This window comes from Streptomyces sp. NPDC020801, from assembly GCF_044334385.1.
In the GTDB taxonomy this organism is placed as follows: domain Bacteria; phylum Actinomycetota; class Actinomycetes; order Streptomycetales; family Streptomycetaceae; genus Streptomyces.
The window spans coordinates 1-17,269 of record NZ_JBIRST010000009.1; the positions used below are offsets into that span (position 1 = coordinate 1).

Here is a 17,269-nt window from a genome sequence, read left to right on the forward strand (position 1 = left end):
CCGCCCACCCCGCCCCCCCCCCCCCCCCCCCACACACCCCCCCCCACCCCCACCCCCCCCACCCCCCCCCCCCCCCCCCCCCCCCCCCCCCCCCCCCCCGGGGGGGGGCCCCCCCGGGGGGGGGGGGGGGGCCCCCCCCCCGGGCCCCCCCCCCCCCCCCGGCCGCATGCCGGCCGCATGCCGGCCGCATGCCGGCGGCACGCCGGCCGCACGATCAGGTGAACGACCTGGTACTCGACCTGACGCGCGGGCAGCGCATATCCGGCGTTTCCCAGCGGTAAGAAGCACCTTGGTGGCAGTCTGCTCAGCAGCAGATACGCAAAGTAGAGGCATGCAGCCGGAGGTGCGCGTCCCGTGGCGTCCAATGTCAATCCCACTGTCAGGCGGCGCCGGCTGGGCCAGGAGCTGCGCAGGCTGCGCGAGCTCAAGGGCATGACGGCCGAGGAAGTGGCCGAGCGGCTGCTGGTGTCGCAGTCGAAGATCAGCCGGCTGGAGAACGGCCGGCGCAGCATCAGCCAGCGCGACGTGCGCGACCTGTGCGGGGTCTACGAGGTGGAGGACCACCGGATCGTCGACTCGCTGATGCAGATGGCCAAGGACTCGCGCCAGCAGGGCTGGTGGCACTCGTTCGGCGACATCCCCTACAGCGTCTACATCGGCCTGGAGACGGACGCGGCGAGCCTGAGAGTCTACGATCCGCAGGTCGTCCCCGGCCTGCTGCAGACCCGGCAGTACGCGGAGGCGCTGATCGCCGGCGCGCTGCCGGAGACGGCGTCCGCCGACATCGAGAAGCGCGTTCAGGTGCGGATGCGGCGGCAGGAACGAATCTCCGCCGCCGAGAACCCGCTGCGTCTGTGGACGGTCCTGGACGAGGCCGCCCTGCGCCGGGTCGTCGGCAACCGTTCCCTGATGCGCGATCAGCTGGAGCAGCTGGTCGAGCAGTCACAGCTGCCGCACGTCACCGTCCAGGTGATCCCCTTCGACATGGGCTCGCACCCGGGCCTCAACGGCCAGTACGCGATCCTGGAGTTCCCCGACGCGGCCGACTCCAGCGTCGTCTACATCGAGGGCGTCACCAGCGACCTGTATCTGGAGAAGGCCAACGACGTCCAGAAGTACAGTGTGATGTACGAGCACCTGCGGGCGCAGGCGCTGAACGTGGAGCAGTCGCGCCAGTTCATCGCGGACATCGCCAAGGAGTACGCGCGTTGAGGGAAAGGCGCGAGGACGGCGGAGGCGGACGGGAAGAGGCCGCTCCGCAGGCCGCCTGAGGGGTGAAAGCCGGTCCTCGGCGGGAAGGTGCCGGACCCTACACCTTCACCGGGCCGGGGCGGAAGACCCCACGGAATATGCCATCCGGACGAGTGAATAGTCGCTTCGGACATCGAGAGTGGCGAGTAGCGTCGATCACGCCATCAAGCAACAACGTTGGCGCAAACCGCGCTGTGGGTTCCAGCCGAACGCGTCGTGCGGTGACAGCAACTCAACCACTCCACTGGCAATCCGGAGCAGAAATGGCAATTCGTCAGGGCGCCACCGAGACGTGGACCAAGTCCTCGTACTCCACGGGCAACGGCGCATGCGTCGAGATCAAGTCACCGGTGGTCACGGCCATGGCGGTCCGGGACTCCAAGGTCCCCGAGGGCCCGGTGCTCGACTTCCCCGCCGACACGTGGAACGCCTTCGTGGCATCGATCAAGGCATGAGGGGGAGGGTCTTCTGATCCTCCACCCGTGTCACGAGCGACAACTGCACAAGCACCGCGTGAAGAGCCCTCTCGACCAGCCCGCCGTCCTTGCCGAGGGGGCTCGGCTCGTTCTGTACCGCGAGCGGTCCCTCCCTACCGCAGGCGGTCGACGTAGGTGTCCGTGCCCGGTACGGTCGGCACGAACGGCGCCACCAGTTCCACCCTCCCCAGTCCCGCCCCGGCCACCGCCCCGTCCAGCCCGGTGAAGAAGTCCTCCCAGCACCGGCGTGGATCGCTCTGCAGGAACCACAACAGCGTCAGCCGGGTGCCGACACCCTCGACCTGCTTGACGTAGGTCATCCTCTCGCCCGGCAGAGGCGTGGGCCGGAAGACGGTCACCATCGCGGCGGGCGAGCCCGCGAGCCGCTTGGGCAGGTGCCGTGCCCGCAGCCACTCGGTCAGCTCGGCCCGTTGCTCGGGCGACTCGGTGTCGATCACCTCCAGGACCAGCCCGGCGTAGGGGTGGTCGAGCGCGTGGTGGTCGCGCGGGCCGGCCGCGCCGTCCCGGTAGACCGTGGCCGCGTGGTCCTGGAACGCGGTGAAGACGTGCGTACGGTCCTGGTAGACGCGGCCGTCGCGGTTGAGCCGCTTGTTGATGGCCACGGTCCACCGCATGTGGTCGTCGTAGCGGCCGGAGGTGATCCAGTACGTCGAGAGGTAGCAGCCGGCGGTGACCGGCCGGGCGACCGCGGACTCCTCCGGGTAGCGCAGGAGCTGGAGGTCACGGGTGGCGACCCAGCGGCGGCCGGCGTACATCCAGGGCATGGCCATCGCGCCCGCGTAGTAGTGGTCGTCCTCGTACCAGCGGTTGTAGGCGTACTCGTGGCCCGGGTGCGGCTCGACCATGGTGATCAGGGCGTGGCCCGGGTGGACGCCGTAGGGGCCGACGGCGGCCAGCTCGGCGTACGTCTCGCTGCGGGTGTCCGGGCCGCGGTTCTCCTCCGGCATGTGCGCTCCCCTTCCCTCCTTCTGCGGTCGCCCATACTCTGACTCTCCGTCAGACATTCCGCCAGGGTCGGGGAGGCTCCGATGTCGTCACTGCTCGCAGGCAGGACCGTCCTCGTCTCGGGGGTCGGCGCCGGGCTCGGTCACCAGGTCGCGGCGGCGGTCGTACGGGACGGCGGCAACGCGGTCCTCGGCGCCCGTACGGAGGCGAACCTGGCCAAGAGCGCGGCCGGGATCGACCCGGACGGGGCGCACACCGCGTACCGGGCGACGGACATCACCGACGAGGGGCAGTGCGAGGCGCTGGCCCGGCTGGCGCGGGAGCGCTTCGGGCGGATCGACGCGGTCGTTCATGTGGCCGCCTGGGACTCGTACTTCGGCGGGGTGGAGGACGCGGACTTCACGACCTGGCAGTCGGTGATCGACGTCAACCTGCTGGGGTCGCTGCGGATGACCCGGGCCTGTCTGCCGGCCCTGAAGGAGCGGGGCGGGGCGGTGGTGTTCATCGGGACGCAGTCGGCGGTGGCCGCGCCCTCGCAGGTGAAGCAGGCGGCGTACGCGGCCTCGAAGGGGGCGCTGACCAGCGCGATGTACTCGCTGGCGCGCGAGCTCGGACCGTACCGGATCAGGGTGAACACCGTGCTCCCGGGCTGGATGTGGGGGCCGCCGGTGCAGGCGTACGTGCGGTTCACCGCGCAGACGGAGGGCGTGCCGGAGGACGAGGTGCTGGGACGGCTGACCGGGCGGACGGCGCTGCCGGAACTGGCGACGGACGCGGACGTGGCGGACGCGGCGGTGTTCCTGGCCTCGGACCGGGCGCGGGCCGTCACCGGGCAGTCGTTGCTGGTCAACGCCGGGGAGCTGATGCGCTGACACCTTCTCCGACGCGGCCCGCCCACACCAGGCTTTGTTCATGTAGATGAACCAAGGTCAGAAAGTAGAACATTTTTACCTTCCCTTGACCTTACGCTCGCTTGTCGTGCCCTCGCAACCGAACCCACGATGAGCGGGCACTTCGCGTCCTTCCTCGCCCCTACCCCGCTCAGGCGAAGTGCCAACCAGCTGAGCGGAGTTCACAAGGCGGACCCTGGAAGGGGGTACATGAACAGTCTCGACTGGGCCGTGCTCATCGGCTACTTCGGCGTGATGGTCGCGATCGGCATCTGGTCGCACAAGCGCGTGGACGACGTCAGCGACTTCTTCACCGCCGGCGGCAACATGCCCTGGTGGCTGTCCGGCATCTCGCACCACATGTCGGGCTACAGCGCGGTGATGTTCACCGGGTACGCGGGCATCGCCTACACCTACGGCGTCACGTCCTTCATCACCTGGTCCTTCCCGATCGCGCTGGGCATCGCCATCGGCTCGAAGCTCTTCGCGCCGCGCATCAACCGCCTGCGCTCCCGGATGCATGTGGCCTCGCCGCTGGAATACCTGAAGAACCGCTACAACCTCTCCACCCAGCAGGCCCTCGCCTGGTCCGGCATGCTGCTGAAAATCGTGGACGTGGGCGCCAAGTGGGCCGCGATCGCGACGCTGCTGGCGGTGTTCACCGGGGTGACGCTCAGCCAGGGCATCCTCATCACCGGCGCGATCACGGCGGTCTACTGCACGATCGGCGGCCTGTGGGCGGACGCGCTGACCGAACTCGGCCAGTTCGTCATCCAGTTGCTCGCCGGTCTGTCGATGTTCGTGGCGGTGGTGCTGAAGCTGAACGACAAGGGCATCGGCCTCCTCGGCGCCTGGGACGAGCCGGCCCTGCACGGCCACGGAAAGCCCCTGGTCGGCCCGTACGGCACGGTGTTCCTGCTGGCCTTCCTCTTCATCAAGCTCTTCGAGTACAACGGCGGCATGCTCAACCAGGCCCAGCGCTACATGGCGACGGGCAGCGCCCGCCAGGCCGAGCGCTCGGCGCGGCTGTCGGCGGCCCTGTGGCTCGTCTGGCCGGCCGTCCTGTTCTTCCCCATGTGGATGTCCCCGCTGCTGGTCCAGGCCCACAGGCCGGACGGCTCCGACTCCTACGCGCTGATGACCGAACAGCTGCTTCCGCACGGCCTGCTGGGACTGGTCGTCGTCGGCTTCTTCTCCCACACGATGGCCATGTGCTCCTCCGACGCGAACGCGATCGCCGCCGTCTTCACCCGTGACGTGGCGCCGGTCCTGTCGCAGCGGGCGCGGGCCTGGGGCGAGCGCGGCGGGCTGATCGCGGCCCGGGTGACGACCGTCGTCTTCCTGGGCCTGTCGATGGCGGTGGCGACCCAGGTCGACTCCCCCGCCTTCAAGGACATCATCACGGTCGTCATCAAGTGGGTCGCAGGACTCATGGGCCCGATCGCCATCCCGATGATGCTGGGCCTGCTCCGGCCGTTCCGCCGCTCCGGCCCGACGGCGGCCCTCACCAGCTGGGGCCTGGGCCTGCTGGCCTTCTGGCTGGTGAACTACCCGATCAACTGGAACGTCGACGGCGGCGTACCGCTGCAGTACCAGGTCTCGGTGCCGCTCGCGGTGTCCCTGGTCCTCTACATCGCCATCGGCTACGTCAAGCCGGAGGACACCCCGGAGCGCCTGGCGATCATCGAGCGCGTCAACACGGACGGGGACGGCCCGGGCAGCTCCGCGGCGGCCGTCCCGGTCCCGGCACCGGCGGGCGCGGGCGAGGACGTGGTGGGGAGGCAATCGCCCTGACCACGCTCGCCCGATCCCGGATCACGACGGGGCCCGGTCCGACGGACCGGGCCCCGTCGGGCTTTCCGGTCCGGGCTCGGCGGGCGAGAGCCTTGTGAGAGCGCTCTCAGACTGCGCGGACCAGCCAGGATCGTCCGGGCGCCACAGCAGTTCCCCTTCCTCTCGCGCACACCTTGCCCGTCAGCGGCCCCGGCCGGGTAACAGCAGGATGAACACCGGTTGCGCAATGTGTTGACTGAACCCTCAACACTCCCTAGCCTCCGAGGTGTTGAGAGCGCTCTCACAAGGAGTCGCTCAGGTGCGCCGCCCGTTCTCCTGCGCCCGGCGGCACCCGGAATCCGGCCACGGCCCTCCGGCCGGATCCTTCCCGCGCGCACGACCCTCGCTCCGTCGCGTGCCGTGTGCACGACACCCTCACCCCGGGAGACTTCGGATGTCCACAGACACCAGCCGGCCACCCAGAAACGCCGGTGGCCGCCGTACAGCCCGCGGGGCGCCGGCCGCCGCGGCGCCCGGCGCCCCGATCGGACGGGCGCCATGGCCCGTACGCAGCCCACGCGTCATGGTGATCGGGGTCGTCACGGCTCTTCTCGGCGCGGTGCTCGCCGTGCTCACCCCCCGCGTGGCCGCCGCCGGAACAGTGGGCCAGGGCAGCTACACCTCCCAGCCGCCCGGCCCGTTGCCGAGCGGCTGCGGCGACCTGTCGACCAACCCACGCCACTGGGTGACGTCCAACGCGCCATCAGGTGCGGTGCCCACCAACGACTGGTGGTCGTCGATCCTGTGGAAGCGCACCAACTGCGCCTACGGCGAGCCGATGTTCGCGCAGCCGCTGGGTTTCAGGGCCCAGTCGGGAGGACTCGGCTTCTCCTACAGCACCACACCGGCGATCTCGGGCAGCGCCACGGGCGTGGGCGAGTACCACTACGACTACGCGGAGGACTTCGTCGTCGGCGTGCCGGGCCTGGCAGCACCCGAGGTGAAGGTCGACGACTGGAGCGACTGGACCGTCAGCCCCCTGCTCAGCGACGGAGCGCACACCTTACGGGCGACGGTGGGCTCCGGGCTGCCGTTCGCCTACTTCCGCGCCACCGGGGGTGACGCACAGATCCGGGTGGCCTCCGGCGCGACGGCCGACGTGTGGTCCCACTCCGGCCCGATGCTCGGCTACACGGTCAACGGACACGACTACGTCGCCTTCGCACCGGCCGGTGCCACCTGGTCCGCCGACGGCTCCACCTTCACCTCCTCGCTCGCGGGCAAGGACTACTTCTCGGTCGCCGTGCTGCCGACGACGCCGTCCACCTCCGTGTCCGACCGGGCCGCGCTCGCGGCCGAGTACGCGAAGTACGCCCACAACCACGTCACCGGGACCACCGTCTCCTACCGGTACGACGAGGCGGACAGCACCGTCACCACGACGTACCGCTTCACGACGGCCGCCCGTGAGGGGTCGCAGACCGGCACGGTCGCGGCACTGCTGCCGCACCAGTGGCGCCACCTGGCCGACGGCACACCCCTGCCGGAGAAGTACGTCTCCTCGCGGGGCCCGTTGAAGGTGCTCACCGGTGTCACGTCCTTCACGACGTCCATGGTGTTCCACGGCGTCCTGCCGGAGGTGCCGGCGGTCGCCGACAGTTCCGGAGCCGACGCCACGACGCTGCAGGACTACCTCGACGCGGAAAAGGCCGATCCCACCCGGCAGACGAGCGACGACACCTACTGGACCGGAAAGGGCCTCGGACGAGCCGCACGCCTCGCGGAGATCGCCGACCAGACCGGCAACACCGGCGTGCGCGACGCCGCCCTCGCCGCGATCAGGTCCAAGCTGACGGACTGGTTCACCGCCTCGCCGAACGAGACGGGGCACCTGTTCTACCTGGACGACAAGTGGGGCACTCTGATCGGCTACCCGGCCTCCTACGGATCCGACCAGGAGCTGAACGACCACCACTTCCACTACGGCTACTTCATCGCGGCGGCCGCCACGCTCGCCAAGTTCGACCCCACCTGGGCCGACGCCGGCCACTACGGCGGCATGGTCGACCTGCTCATCCGCGACGCCAACAACTACGACCGCTCGGACAGACGCTTCCCCTACCTGCGGGACTTCGACATCTACAGCGGCCACGACTGGGCCTCCGGCCACGGCTCGTTCGCCGCGGGCAACAACCAGGAGTCCTCGTCCGAGGGGATGAACTTCGACAACGCCCTCATCCAGTGGGGCATCGCCACCGGGAACAACGCCGTCCGGGACGCCGGCATCTACATGTACACCACACAGGCCGCCGCCGTTCAGGACTACTGGTTCGACACCCGGAACGAGATCTACCCGGACAGGTTCGCCCACCAGCAGGTCGGCATGGTCTGGGGCAACGGCGGAGCCTACGCGACATGGTTCTCCAGCGCCCCCGAACAGATCCAGGGCATCAACCTGCTCCCGGTGACCGGCGGGCACCTCTACCTGGGAGACGACCCCGACTACGTCAAGGCGAACTACCAGGAGATGCTGCGCCAGAGCGGCAGGACCCGGCCCGCCATCTGGACCGACATCTGGTACGAGTACCTGGCCCTCGGTGACGGCGACGCGGCACTCGCCGACTTCCGTGCCGACAACTCCTTCACCTCCGAGGAGGGCGAGAGCAAGGCCCACACCTTCCACTGGATCCGCAACCTGGCCGCGCTGGGCACCGTGGACACCTCGGTCACGGCCGACACCCCGCTGGCCGCGGTCTTCGTGAAGAACGGCGCGCGCACCTACGTCGCCGCCAACGTCACCGCCGAGGACGCGACCGTGCGCTTCTCCGACGGCACCACGATGCGGGTGCCGGCCGGGAGGACGGTCACCACCGGCGCCCACACCTGGAGCGGCGGCAGCGCGACGGGCGGCACGCCGCCCGGTCCGACCCCTTCTCCCAGCCCCACGGACACCCCGACACCGACGCCGACACCCTCCCCCACGCCCACCCCGACACCGACACCCACCCCGACACCGACGCCGACACCGACGGGCACCGCGGGTTCGTCGCCGACGCTGTACCCGCAAAGCGACGGGACTCTGACGGGTGCCTCGGCCGGCGACGGCAGCGTCACCGTGGCGTCCGCCGACGCGGCCAACCACGACGGCACCCCGTACAAGCCGCTCACGCTGACCGCCAGGGGGCTGGACCTGACGTACGACGGGGGAACCACGGCCTTCGACCTGGCGGTCGACGCCCAGCAGGCCGTGGGCAACGGGGTGCAGCTCCAGGTGTCGTACGACTGCACCGGTGACGGCGTCTGGGACCGCGTGGAGACCTACCGGTACTTCGCCACCGACCCGCTGGCCGGCTGGGAGCACTACACCAACACGCAAGGACTGCTCTCCGCCGAAGGCACGGCCTGTGACCTCAAGGGAGGAACCGTACAGGCGAAGGTCTGGAACGCGATCGGCAACAGCCCCAGCACCCTGGGCACCGGCCACCTGTCGGTGCTGCACCTGCCCTACCACTGAGGTCCGGGCCGCCCGCCCTCCCGGGCCCTGCTCCCGAGCCCTTCTCCTAGGCCTCGCGGGGATAGCGGGCGAGCCACCCCGGGGACGACCCGGCGGGCCCGTGCAGCGCGGGCCCCTGGGTCATCTCCATCGCGAAGTCGTCCGCCAGGACCAGCAGCGTGGGGCGGCCCTCCAGCTCGGCCAGCCAGGCCGGCGGGAGGGCCGTCTCGCCGTGCAGGGCGCCCAGCAGACCGCCGGTGAGGGCACCAGCCGCGCCCGAGGGGCCGCTCTGGTTCACGGCCAGGCACAGCCCGTGCCGTACGTCCTCGGCGACGAGCGCGCAGTACACGGCCACGGCCAGCAGCCCCTCCGCCGTTCCCTCCCCCGCCAGTTCCTCCACCCGGGCCGGGGAGGGCATCCCCTGGCGCACCGCGCCCAGCGCGTGCTGCAGCGCGTCCGACACGGGCTGGTGCCCGGGCCGCACGGCGAGCAGCGCCAGCGCCTTCTGCACGGCGCCGTCGAGCCCGTCCCCGCGGGCGAGGGCATGCACGATCACGGCGTACGCGCCGGCCGCGAGACCGGCGGTGGGATGCCCGTGGGTCTGAACGGCGCACTCCACGGCCAGCTGCACGACGAGCTGCGGCTCCCACCCGACCAGCAGTCCGAACGGCGCGGACCGCGCGACGGCCTCGGGCCCGGCCTCGGCGGGGTTCTTGGGTGCTTCGAGGGTGCCCATGATGTCGTCGCCGAACCCGATGAGCAGCGCGCGGGTGGGGTCCCGGCGGGCGTACAGCCACTCCTCCCGAGCCAGCCACCCGTCGTCCTTGCGCCGCTCGTCGGGCCCCCAGTCCCGCTGGGTCGCCGCCCACCGCAGATAGGCCCGGTGCAGGTCGGTGGGCGGATGCCAGGCACCGGTGTCGCGCCGTACCTGCGCCCGGACGAGCCCGTCGAAGGAGAAGAGCGTGAGCTGGGTGAGATGGGTGACGGCACCACGGCGCCCGTAGGCCGACGCGAGATCGACGATCCCCTCGGCCCCGTGCGTCTCCCGGATCCCCGCGAGGTCCAGCCGGTCCACCGGCGTCCCCAGGGCGTCCCCGACGGCCAACCCGAGCAGGGTGCCCCGCACCCTGCTCCGGAAGTCCTGCTGCTCGGTACGCCCCCAGACGGCACCGGACGTCTGACCCACCAAGACCTCCCCCATGGCACCTTCCGTACGTAAGACAGCTCAGCACTGTAATCGAACGGGAACGGTCTGTTCAGGAGCCGGATCGGTATGCGGAGTGTGACCGAAGTAGTCGGGACCGGGCGGTTTCCAGCCGCGTCCGATGACCGCGAAGGGTGCGGACCGATCGGCCAACAGGAGCCCCTCGGCGGCTGGTTGTCGTACATCGGCCGACTTCTGACACACTCACTGCAAATGAGAGCGATACATACATACAGGCCACTGTGGCTGGCCTGCACCGTCCTGATGGCCGTCACCTCGATCGCGGGATGCAGCGATTCCGGGAGCGCGGGGAACGGGCAGCCCGGCAATGCCCATCCCCTGCCGGACGTCTCCGGGCCGGAACCATCAATTCCGTCGCTCACCCCGGCCGCAGGCGGAGATCCGTCCAGGCCAATCGACTTCAAGGGCGGCGGCGCCGTCATCCGGCCCGACGGTTCCATGGCGTTCCCACTGGACGCGTACGACTCGGCGGACGACGAGGCGGTGCTCGCGCGGGCCGAGACGGCACTCGGCCAGCAGTGCATGCGCAGGAAGGGGCTGGAACTTCCCGCCTCGCTCAAGTTGGACAAGGGACCTGAGCAGCCCGCCCCGTATGTGATTTTCGGCGTGATCGACATGAAGACCGTGAAGGTCTTCGGCTATCGGGAGCCGTCCCCTGCTGTCGCCAAGCCCTCCGCCACGCCGTCCGCCACGCCGTCCGCCAAACCCTCGACCGGGCCGTCGGCGAGCCCCGGGACCGCGCCGCAGGCCGATGGCGACATCCCGCCGGCCGTGGCCCAGGCGTTCTTCGACGATCCGCGCAAGGGCAAGGTCGGCTGCGAGGGGGAAGCACGCCAGAAGCTCCGTGGTGCGCATCCGGAAAGCATGTTCATGCTGCTCCAGCGATACCGGTCCGAGGCCCTCACTGCCGCTCAGCGTGACAGCCGGGTCCGGCGGGCCACAGCCGAGTGGAGTGCCTGTATGAAGGATTCCGGGTTCCCCTACCCGAACCCGCTGGCCCCCGGCCACGACCGGACGCTCCTGGGCCGGGGCCTGCCCACTCCGGCGGGAGCGAGCCTGCCACCGCCCTCCCCCGCCGAGATCGAAGTCGCCGTCACGGACGTCACGTGCAAGCGCCGGACGCAGTACCTGCAGACCATCGCCATGGTCAACGCCGCGTACCAGCATCAGATCATCGGGAAGCAGGCCCGGCACCTGCGTGAAGCGCAGCTCAAGCAGAAGCAGGACGTGGAAGCGGCCAGGAAGATTCTCCACGGCAGCCCCTGAGAGCGAGAAGAACGCAGGCGGGGCCTGCCGAATCGATTCGGCAGGCCCCGCGCCGTGAGGCGGGCGCGCGGACCGGCACCCACGCATGCTCGGGTCAGCGCCAGCGCTGGTTCTGGGACGAGTTGACGTCGTTGACGTTGGCGTAGATGCCGCCGTGGCCCTCGTCGTCCAGGATGTAGCCGGTCTCCCGGTTCTTGAGCTTCCAGCCCGTCGAGGTCGAGATCTCGTACCAGCGCTGCCACCAGTTCGTCTGGTCCCGCCTGGCGTTGCAGCTCTCGGTGTACACCTGCCGGTAGTAGCCCGTAAGGCAGTTGCCGCCTCCGGGAGCCTCGTTGTAGCTGCCGTCGCTGTTCTGGAAGTCGTACCAGTCGTAATCCCAGCTGGTCCCCGGCGCGGCCCAACCGCCCTTGACGTTGCCATTGCCGTCGAAGAGCAGGTAGTTGCCGGTCTTGACGTTCTTCCACGTCACCCAGCCGTCGGCCTGGGCCGGTGCAGAAGCCACCGCCACCAGCGCCGGGACAGCCGCGACGGCCAGGAGCGACTTGACCAATTTCTGCTTCACGCAGATTCCCTCCGTTTACGAGGGGACTCAGCCGGGCGGGGTACACCCACAACCGGCACACCCCCCGATCAAGTGATGAGCGACTGCAAAGTCACCATGGCCGAGAATAGCACCGGATGATCAAGGTTTTGGCTCATATGGCCTCATGACCAAGGCTGTTGAGCGATCCGACAGACGGCGCCGGACGTCATACCCACCCCGGCCTCCTCACGGCACCGTCCGGTATGTACGACAGCTCGCCACTGTCACTCCTGGTCGCATCACTCGTCGTCGCCTCACTCCTCGTCGGCACATCTGAGGTCGGGCACCCGGTCCCGCAGGTAGGCGACGAACGCGGGTGCGAAGTCCTCGCAGACGAAGGCGCCCGAACGCAGGTAGGGCCGGTGCTCGCGGACGATGGCGTTGATCGCCCGCTGCCAGTCCGGCTGTTCCCCGACCAGGGTCCGCAGTGTCTGGGCCGTGTTCAGCGCATGCGCGGCGAACCATGCGTAGCGTGCGTCGACCGGCTGCTCGCGGCTGGGGCTGGCCAGCTCCGGGTGCTCGACCGCGAGGTCGAGGTAGTGCTGGAGGATGCCCAGGGCCGTCAGCTGGAGCTGGGCCTGCGCGGCGCGGAGTTGGGCTTCCGCGTTGCGGCGGTAGGTCCAGACCGCGATGATCACCGTGGCCACCGTTGCCGCGGCCAGGACGACGAACACGATCAGCGAGACGAGGGTGGCCATCGACATCCTTTCGTCGGGGATGTGCGCTACGGCTTGACGACGATACGGACCGGGTTGCCCTCCTTCGTCCGCAGTCGCTCCACGCCCAGGCCGACGTCCTCAAGGGCCAGCACATCGGAGACCGAGCGGGACAGATCGAGGCCGCAGCACGCCCCGGTCGATCAGCCCGGAGAACGGCGTGGCCACCGCGTCGGCACAGATCGCCGCCTGCTCGATCGGCACGCCGTCGGGCACCTCCACCAGTGCCTGGTGCGGGGTGATGACGTACTCCGCCCAGGCGCCGTCCCAGTGCTGGCCCATCACCTGGGGGGCGAGACAGCCCAGGGCGTCCCCGCAGTGGCGACAGTTGCCGCACGACCGCCCGGGCGCGATGACCACCCGGCGGCCCGGCTGCCAGTACGGCACATCGGGCCCCACCTGTGCGATGGTGCCCGCCGGTTCGTGTCCCGGCGTGACCCTCTCCAGTGGGCACGGCAGTGTGCCGTCGATCATGTGCACGTCCGACAGGCAGATTCCGCACGCCTCGATGCGCACGAGCACCTCGCCCGATCCCGGCCGGGGCACGGGCACGTCCTTCGCCACGGCCAGCCGGCCGCCGGACCGCTCGAAGCGGGCCGCCCACATCGTGTCCGCCACCATGAGCCCGCCTCCTTGCCCGGACGCCGGAGGGCAGTCGCGGACCACGGCCGAGAGAGCCGGCGGACGCGCGCCGGCGAGCCTCGGCCGAACCGGCCGGCACCGGGCGCCCGTCCCGCCCGTCGCGCCCGTCGCCGCGTCCTTCCAACGTAAGTCCGGGTGCCTGCCGGTGCGAGCCGAGTCCCGCTCACCGCGACGGGCAAACGGTCATTTGCGGCACTTCACAACCTTCAGGACAATGTCCAGCAGGAGGTCGCCGTGGGAAGAAGGCTTCTGAACGCCACAGCAACGGGTGTGGTCACGGGTGTTCCGGCACTCGGGGCGTGTTCCGGCAACTCGAAGCCGGCGCAGACGGCACCTCCCGCGACACCCCCGGGCTCCACCGGCTCCACGACGCCCGGCTCGGCGACGCCGTCCGGCACACCCTCGAGCACGCCGTCGAGCACCTCGTCCGCGCCGGTACCCGCGTACCCGGGAGCGACGGTGGTCAGTGACGCGGCCGGGCCACGCTGCTGCACTCCAGCGACTCGGTCGCCAAGGTGGGTTCCTTCTACGTGAACGCGCTGGCCCAGGGCGGCTGGAAGACGCTGTCCAAGTACGAAGGCCGGTTCAGCGTCAATGTCATGGCCAAGCGCGGCAACGAGGGAGTCACGGTCCAGGTCAGCCCCACCGGATCGGGCACCTCGATCTCCGTGACGACCTACCCGTTGCCGCGGTGACCCGACGGCCGGCGACCGTCACCCCCAGCGGGCCTACCGGACGACGTCGACCTTCGTCCTGGGTTCGCCGAACGCCCACAGGGCCGCCCCGTCGTCCTTGCCCGTGCGGATGCCGCCCGTCTTGGCGCCGGAGGCGACGGGCGGAGGTGAGGAGCCGTCCACGGCGTTGCTGAAGGCGATGAAGACGCCCGACTTGCCCGCGAAGTACAGGATGTGCTCGATCTGCACGCCGTCGGAGCCCTTCGTGGCGGGCACGCGCTGGGAGATCGTGTAGGTCCCGGGGTCGGGGCTCACCGTGCCCGGCCACACCGGGAAGGTACGGGTGGGCTCGTTGCGCTCGTCGACCAGCCAGACGCGCTTCTTGCCGAGCGCGTAGACGATCCGGCGGCCCGTGCCCGAGGCGGACGGGAGCACCGCGGGTGCGGCCGGCTTCTTCGGGGCGGCGGAGTGGTGGGCGCCCGCCGGCGCCGACGTCTTCGTATGGGCGGCCGTGGCCGTGGGGTGCGGGCCCTGGTCGGCCTGTACCGCCAGTACGGCCACCGCCGCGACCGCTCCCACGGTCAGGCCGCTGACCCAGGCCCACGAAGGTATTCGGGCCGGCATGGGCACGCATCTCCTCGGCTGCTGTTCGACCCCTCCGTCGGGGGTCGGATCATCGTACTGTGGGCCGCCCGGGCCTCGGTTTCAGTCCAGGACCGGCAGCAGTTCCGGCAGATGGCCGTCCGAGGCCGCCGCCGCCCGCTGCCGCTCTTCCGGGACCTCGCCGTACACCGTGGTGCGCGGCTTCGCCGGGCGGCCCGCCGCCTCCGCCACCGCCATCAGGTCCTTGACCGACTTGTACGAGCCGTACGACGAGCCCGCCATCCGGGAGATCGTCTCCTCCATCAGCGTGCCGCCGAGGTCGTTCGCCCCGGAGCGGAGCATCTCCGCCGCGCCCTCGGCGCCCAGCTTCACCCAGCTCGTCTGGATGTTGGGGATCCAAGGGTGCAGGAGCAGCCTCGCCATCGCCGTCACCGCTCTGTTGTCCCGGCTGGTCGGGCCGGGGCGGGCGATGCCCGCCAGGTAGACCGGGGCGTTCGTGTGGATGAAGGGGAGCGTGACGAACTCCGTGAAGCCACCCGTCTGCTGCTGGACGCGGGAGAGGGTGCGCAGGTGGCCGAGCCAGTGGCGGGGCTGGTCGACGTGGCCGTACATCATCGTCGACGAGGACCTGATGCCGAGCTCGTGCGCCGTCGTGACGACCTCGATCCAGGTCGCCGTGGGCAGCTTGCCCTTGGTCAGGACCCAGCGGACCTCGTCGTCGAGGATCTCCGCCGCCGTTCCCGGGATGGTGTCCAGGCCCGCTTCCCTCGCCCCCGTCAGCCAGTCGCGGACGGACATGCCGGTGCGGGTGGCGCCGTTGACCACCTCCATCGGGGAGAAGGCGTGGACGTGCATCCCGGGGACGCGCTCCTTCACCGCCTTCGCGATGTCGAAGTACGCCGTGCCCGGCAGGTCGGGGTGGATGCCGCCCTGCATGCAGACCTCGACCGCGCCCACGTCCCACGCCTGTTGCGCCCGGTCGGCCACCTGCTCCAGGGAGAGGGTGTACGCGTCCGCGTCCGTCCTGCGCTGCGCGAAGGCGCAGAAGCGGCAGCCCGTGTAGCAGACGTTCGTGAAGTTGATGTTCCTCGTCACGATGTACGTCACGTCGTCGCCCACCGCCGACTTGCGGACGTCGTCCGCGACACGGCACAGCGCGTCCAGCGCGGGGCCGTCCGCGTGCAGCAGGGCCAGGGCTTCGGCGTCGGTCAGCCTCGTCGGGTCGTCGGCCGCCGTGCGCAGGGCCTGCCGTACGTCCGTGTCGATGCGCTCGGGGGCCATGCCGGGCGCCGCCGCCTCGCGCAGGGCGCCCCAGTCGCCGTAGACCTCGTCGAAGTCGTCGCGGCGGTCGGACGTACGGCCCTCGGTGTCGATCGACACATGCAGATCCGTCCGTCCGGACGGCGCGAACGCCTCCTCCGGTTCCTGCCACGGGTGGCCCTCGGCCTTCGCGTCCTCGCGGGCCAGGCCCGTCTCCGGGTCGGCCAGGGCGCGCACGTGCGGCAGCAGCCTCGGGTCCAGCCAGGGTTCGCCGCGCCGCACGAACTCCGGGTAGACGCAGAGGCGTTCGCGCAGTTCGAAGCCCGCGGCCGCCGACTTCCCGGCGAGCTCGTCGAGCCGGGGCCAGGGGCGCTCGGGGTTGACGTGGTCGATGGTCAGCGGGGAGACGCCGCCCCAGTCGTCGATGCCCGCGCCGATGAGGCGTTCGTACTCGGCGTCGACCAGGTTGGGCGGGGCCTGGAGGCAGGCGCTCGGGCCCATGATGTGGCGGGCGACGGCGACGGTGGCGATGAGGTCGTCCAGTTCCGCGTCCGGCATGCCGCGCATCGCCGTGTCCGGCTTGGCGCGGAAGTTCTGGATGATCAGTTCCTGGATGCCGTGGTAGGCGCGGGAGATCTTCCGGAGCGCGAACAGCGACTGAGCGCGCTCCTCGGGGGTCTCGCCGATGCCGATCAGGATCCCCGAGGTGAAGGGGACGGAGGAACGGCCGGCGTCCTCCAGCACCCGCAGCCGTACGGCGGGTTCCTTGTCCGGGGAGCCGTGGTGCGGGCCGCCCGGCTCGGACCACAGTCGGGTCGCCGTGGTCTCCAGCATCATGCCCATCGACGGGGCGACCGGCTTCAGGCGCTGGAAGTCGGTCCACGTCATGACGCCCGGGTTGAGGTGGGGCAGCAGACCGGTCTCCTCCAGGATGCGGACGGAGATGGCGCGGACGTAGGCGATGGTGTCGTCGTAGCCGTGCGCGTCGAGCCACTCGCGCGCCTCGGGCCAGCGGTCCTCCGGCTTGTCGCCGAGGGTGATCAGGGCTTCCTTGCAGCCGAGTTCGGCGCCGCGGCGGGCGATGGCGAGGACCTCGTCCGGGGACATGAACATCCCGTGCCCGGCGCGGCGCAGTTTGCCGGGCACGGTGACGAACGTGCAGTAGTGGCACTTGTCCCGGCACAGCCGGGTGAGGGGGACGAAGACGCTCTTCGAGTAGGTGATGACGCCGGGCCGCCCCGCCGCCTCCAGGCCGGCGTCCCGCACCCGGGCGGCGGAGGCGGCGAGGTCGTCCAGGTGCTCGCCACGGGCCTGGAGCAGCACCGCCGCCTCGGCGGTGTCGAGGGCGACGCCGTCCCGGGCACGTTTGAGGGCGCGACGCATGGAGTTCTCCGTGGGGCCGGTTCCGGAGGTCGCGGAAGTCGTCATCCTCCGAGCATACGATCGCGGTG

The 17,269-nt window shown here is 70.5% G+C and carries 15 protein-coding genes; 8 read left to right on the top strand and 7 right to left on the bottom strand.

All coding sequences use genetic code 11. The features are described 5' to 3' along the window. The first annotated feature begins 354 nt into the window (after positions 1–354). Positions 355–1,212: a helix-turn-helix domain-containing protein gene (locus tag ACH4UM_RS19725; protein WP_398180634.1), complete on the top strand. Its 858-nt coding sequence runs from the start codon at positions 355–357 to the stop codon at positions 1,210–1,212. A gap of 302 nt (positions 1,213–1,514) precedes the next feature. Beyond that, a complete protein-coding gene (locus tag ACH4UM_RS19730) occupies positions 1,515–1,706 on the top strand; it encodes a DUF397 domain-containing protein (protein WP_398180637.1) in 192 nt (63 codons plus the stop codon). A gap of 134 nt (positions 1,707–1,840) precedes the next feature. Here ACH4UM_RS19730 and ACH4UM_RS19735 read toward each other — a convergent pair whose 3' ends face one another. Beyond that, complete coding sequence (locus tag ACH4UM_RS19735) at positions 1,841–2,695, bottom strand: hypothetical protein (protein ID WP_398180640.1); 855 nt, start codon at positions 2,693–2,695, stop codon at positions 1,841–1,843. Positions 2,696–2,776: 81 nt separating this feature from the next. On the opposite strand from ACH4UM_RS19735, the gene ACH4UM_RS19740 reads away from it, so the two are divergent. The 3 genes from ACH4UM_RS19740 to ACH4UM_RS19750 all read left to right on the top strand — a co-directional run bounded on the left by ACH4UM_RS19740 (position 2,777) and on the right by ACH4UM_RS19750 (position 8,870). Continuing rightward, the gene (locus ACH4UM_RS19740; protein WP_398180642.1) at positions 2,777–3,565 is read left to right on the top strand and encodes an SDR family oxidoreductase; all 789 of its coding nucleotides are present in this window, start codon (positions 2,777–2,779) and stop codon (positions 3,563–3,565) included. Positions 3,566–3,793: 228 nt separating this feature from the next. Beyond that, complete coding sequence (locus ACH4UM_RS19745; protein WP_398180645.1) at positions 3,794–5,377, top strand: sodium:solute symporter family protein; 1,584 nt, start codon at positions 3,794–3,796, stop codon at positions 5,375–5,377. A 562-nt stretch (positions 5,378–5,939) separates the two neighbouring features. Continuing rightward, complete coding sequence (locus ACH4UM_RS19750; protein WP_398180648.1) at positions 5,940–8,870, top strand: glycosyl hydrolase; 2,931 nt, start codon at positions 5,940–5,942, stop codon at positions 8,868–8,870. Positions 8,871–8,916: 46 nt separating this feature from the next. On the opposite strand, the gene ACH4UM_RS19755 is transcribed toward ACH4UM_RS19750, so the two are convergent. Continuing rightward, positions 8,917–10,035, bottom strand: coding sequence for an ADP-ribosylglycohydrolase family protein (locus ACH4UM_RS19755; RefSeq protein WP_398181378.1), 1,119 nt, complete (start codon positions 10,033–10,035; stop codon positions 8,917–8,919). 231 nt (positions 10,036–10,266) lie between these two features. Between ACH4UM_RS19755 and ACH4UM_RS19760 the strand changes: the two genes are divergently transcribed. Beyond that, positions 10,267–11,340 (top strand): hypothetical protein, encoded by a 1,074-nt coding sequence (locus ACH4UM_RS19760; protein ID WP_398180651.1) that lies wholly within the window; start codon positions 10,267–10,269, stop codon positions 11,338–11,340. Between the two features lie 94 nt (positions 11,341–11,434). Here the strand turns inward: ACH4UM_RS19760 and ACH4UM_RS19765 are convergent, their stop codons facing one another. The 3 genes from ACH4UM_RS19765 to ACH4UM_RS19775 all read right to left on the bottom strand — a co-directional run bounded on the left by ACH4UM_RS19765 (position 11,435) and on the right by ACH4UM_RS19775 (position 13,260). Then, complete coding sequence (locus tag ACH4UM_RS19765; protein ID WP_398180654.1) at positions 11,435–11,902, bottom strand: hypothetical protein; 468 nt, start codon at positions 11,900–11,902, stop codon at positions 11,435–11,437. A gap of 275 nt (positions 11,903–12,177) precedes the next feature. Next, positions 12,178–12,621 carry a hypothetical protein gene (locus ACH4UM_RS19770; protein WP_398180657.1) on the bottom strand — a complete coding sequence of 148 codons (444 nt, stop codon included), beginning with the start codon at positions 12,619–12,621 and terminating at the stop codon, positions 12,178–12,180. Between the two features lie 99 nt (positions 12,622–12,720). Next, complete coding sequence (locus ACH4UM_RS19775) at positions 12,721–13,260, bottom strand: alcohol dehydrogenase catalytic domain-containing protein (RefSeq protein ID WP_398180660.1); 540 nt, start codon at positions 13,258–13,260, stop codon at positions 12,721–12,723. A 320-nt stretch (positions 13,261–13,580) separates the two neighbouring features. Between ACH4UM_RS19775 and ACH4UM_RS19780 the strand changes: the two genes are divergently transcribed. Then, entirely contained in the window at positions 13,581–13,751 is a 171-nt protein-coding gene (locus ACH4UM_RS19780) for a hypothetical protein (RefSeq protein ID WP_398180663.1), read from the top strand. Positions 13,752–13,811: 60 nt separating this feature from the next. Next, complete coding sequence (locus ACH4UM_RS19785; RefSeq protein WP_398180666.1) at positions 13,812–13,976, top strand: hypothetical protein; 165 nt, start codon at positions 13,812–13,814, stop codon at positions 13,974–13,976. Between the two features lie 33 nt (positions 13,977–14,009). Here ACH4UM_RS19785 and ACH4UM_RS19790 read toward each other — a convergent pair whose 3' ends face one another. After that, a complete protein-coding gene (locus ACH4UM_RS19790; RefSeq protein ID WP_398180669.1) occupies positions 14,010–14,579 on the bottom strand; it encodes a hypothetical protein in 570 nt (189 codons plus the stop codon). Positions 14,580–14,660: 81 nt separating this feature from the next. Then, positions 14,661–17,246 (bottom strand): bifunctional FO biosynthesis protein CofGH, encoded by a 2,586-nt coding sequence (locus ACH4UM_RS19795; protein WP_398180672.1) that lies wholly within the window; start codon positions 17,244–17,246, stop codon positions 14,661–14,663. Between the last annotated feature and the right edge of the window lie 23 nt (positions 17,247–17,269).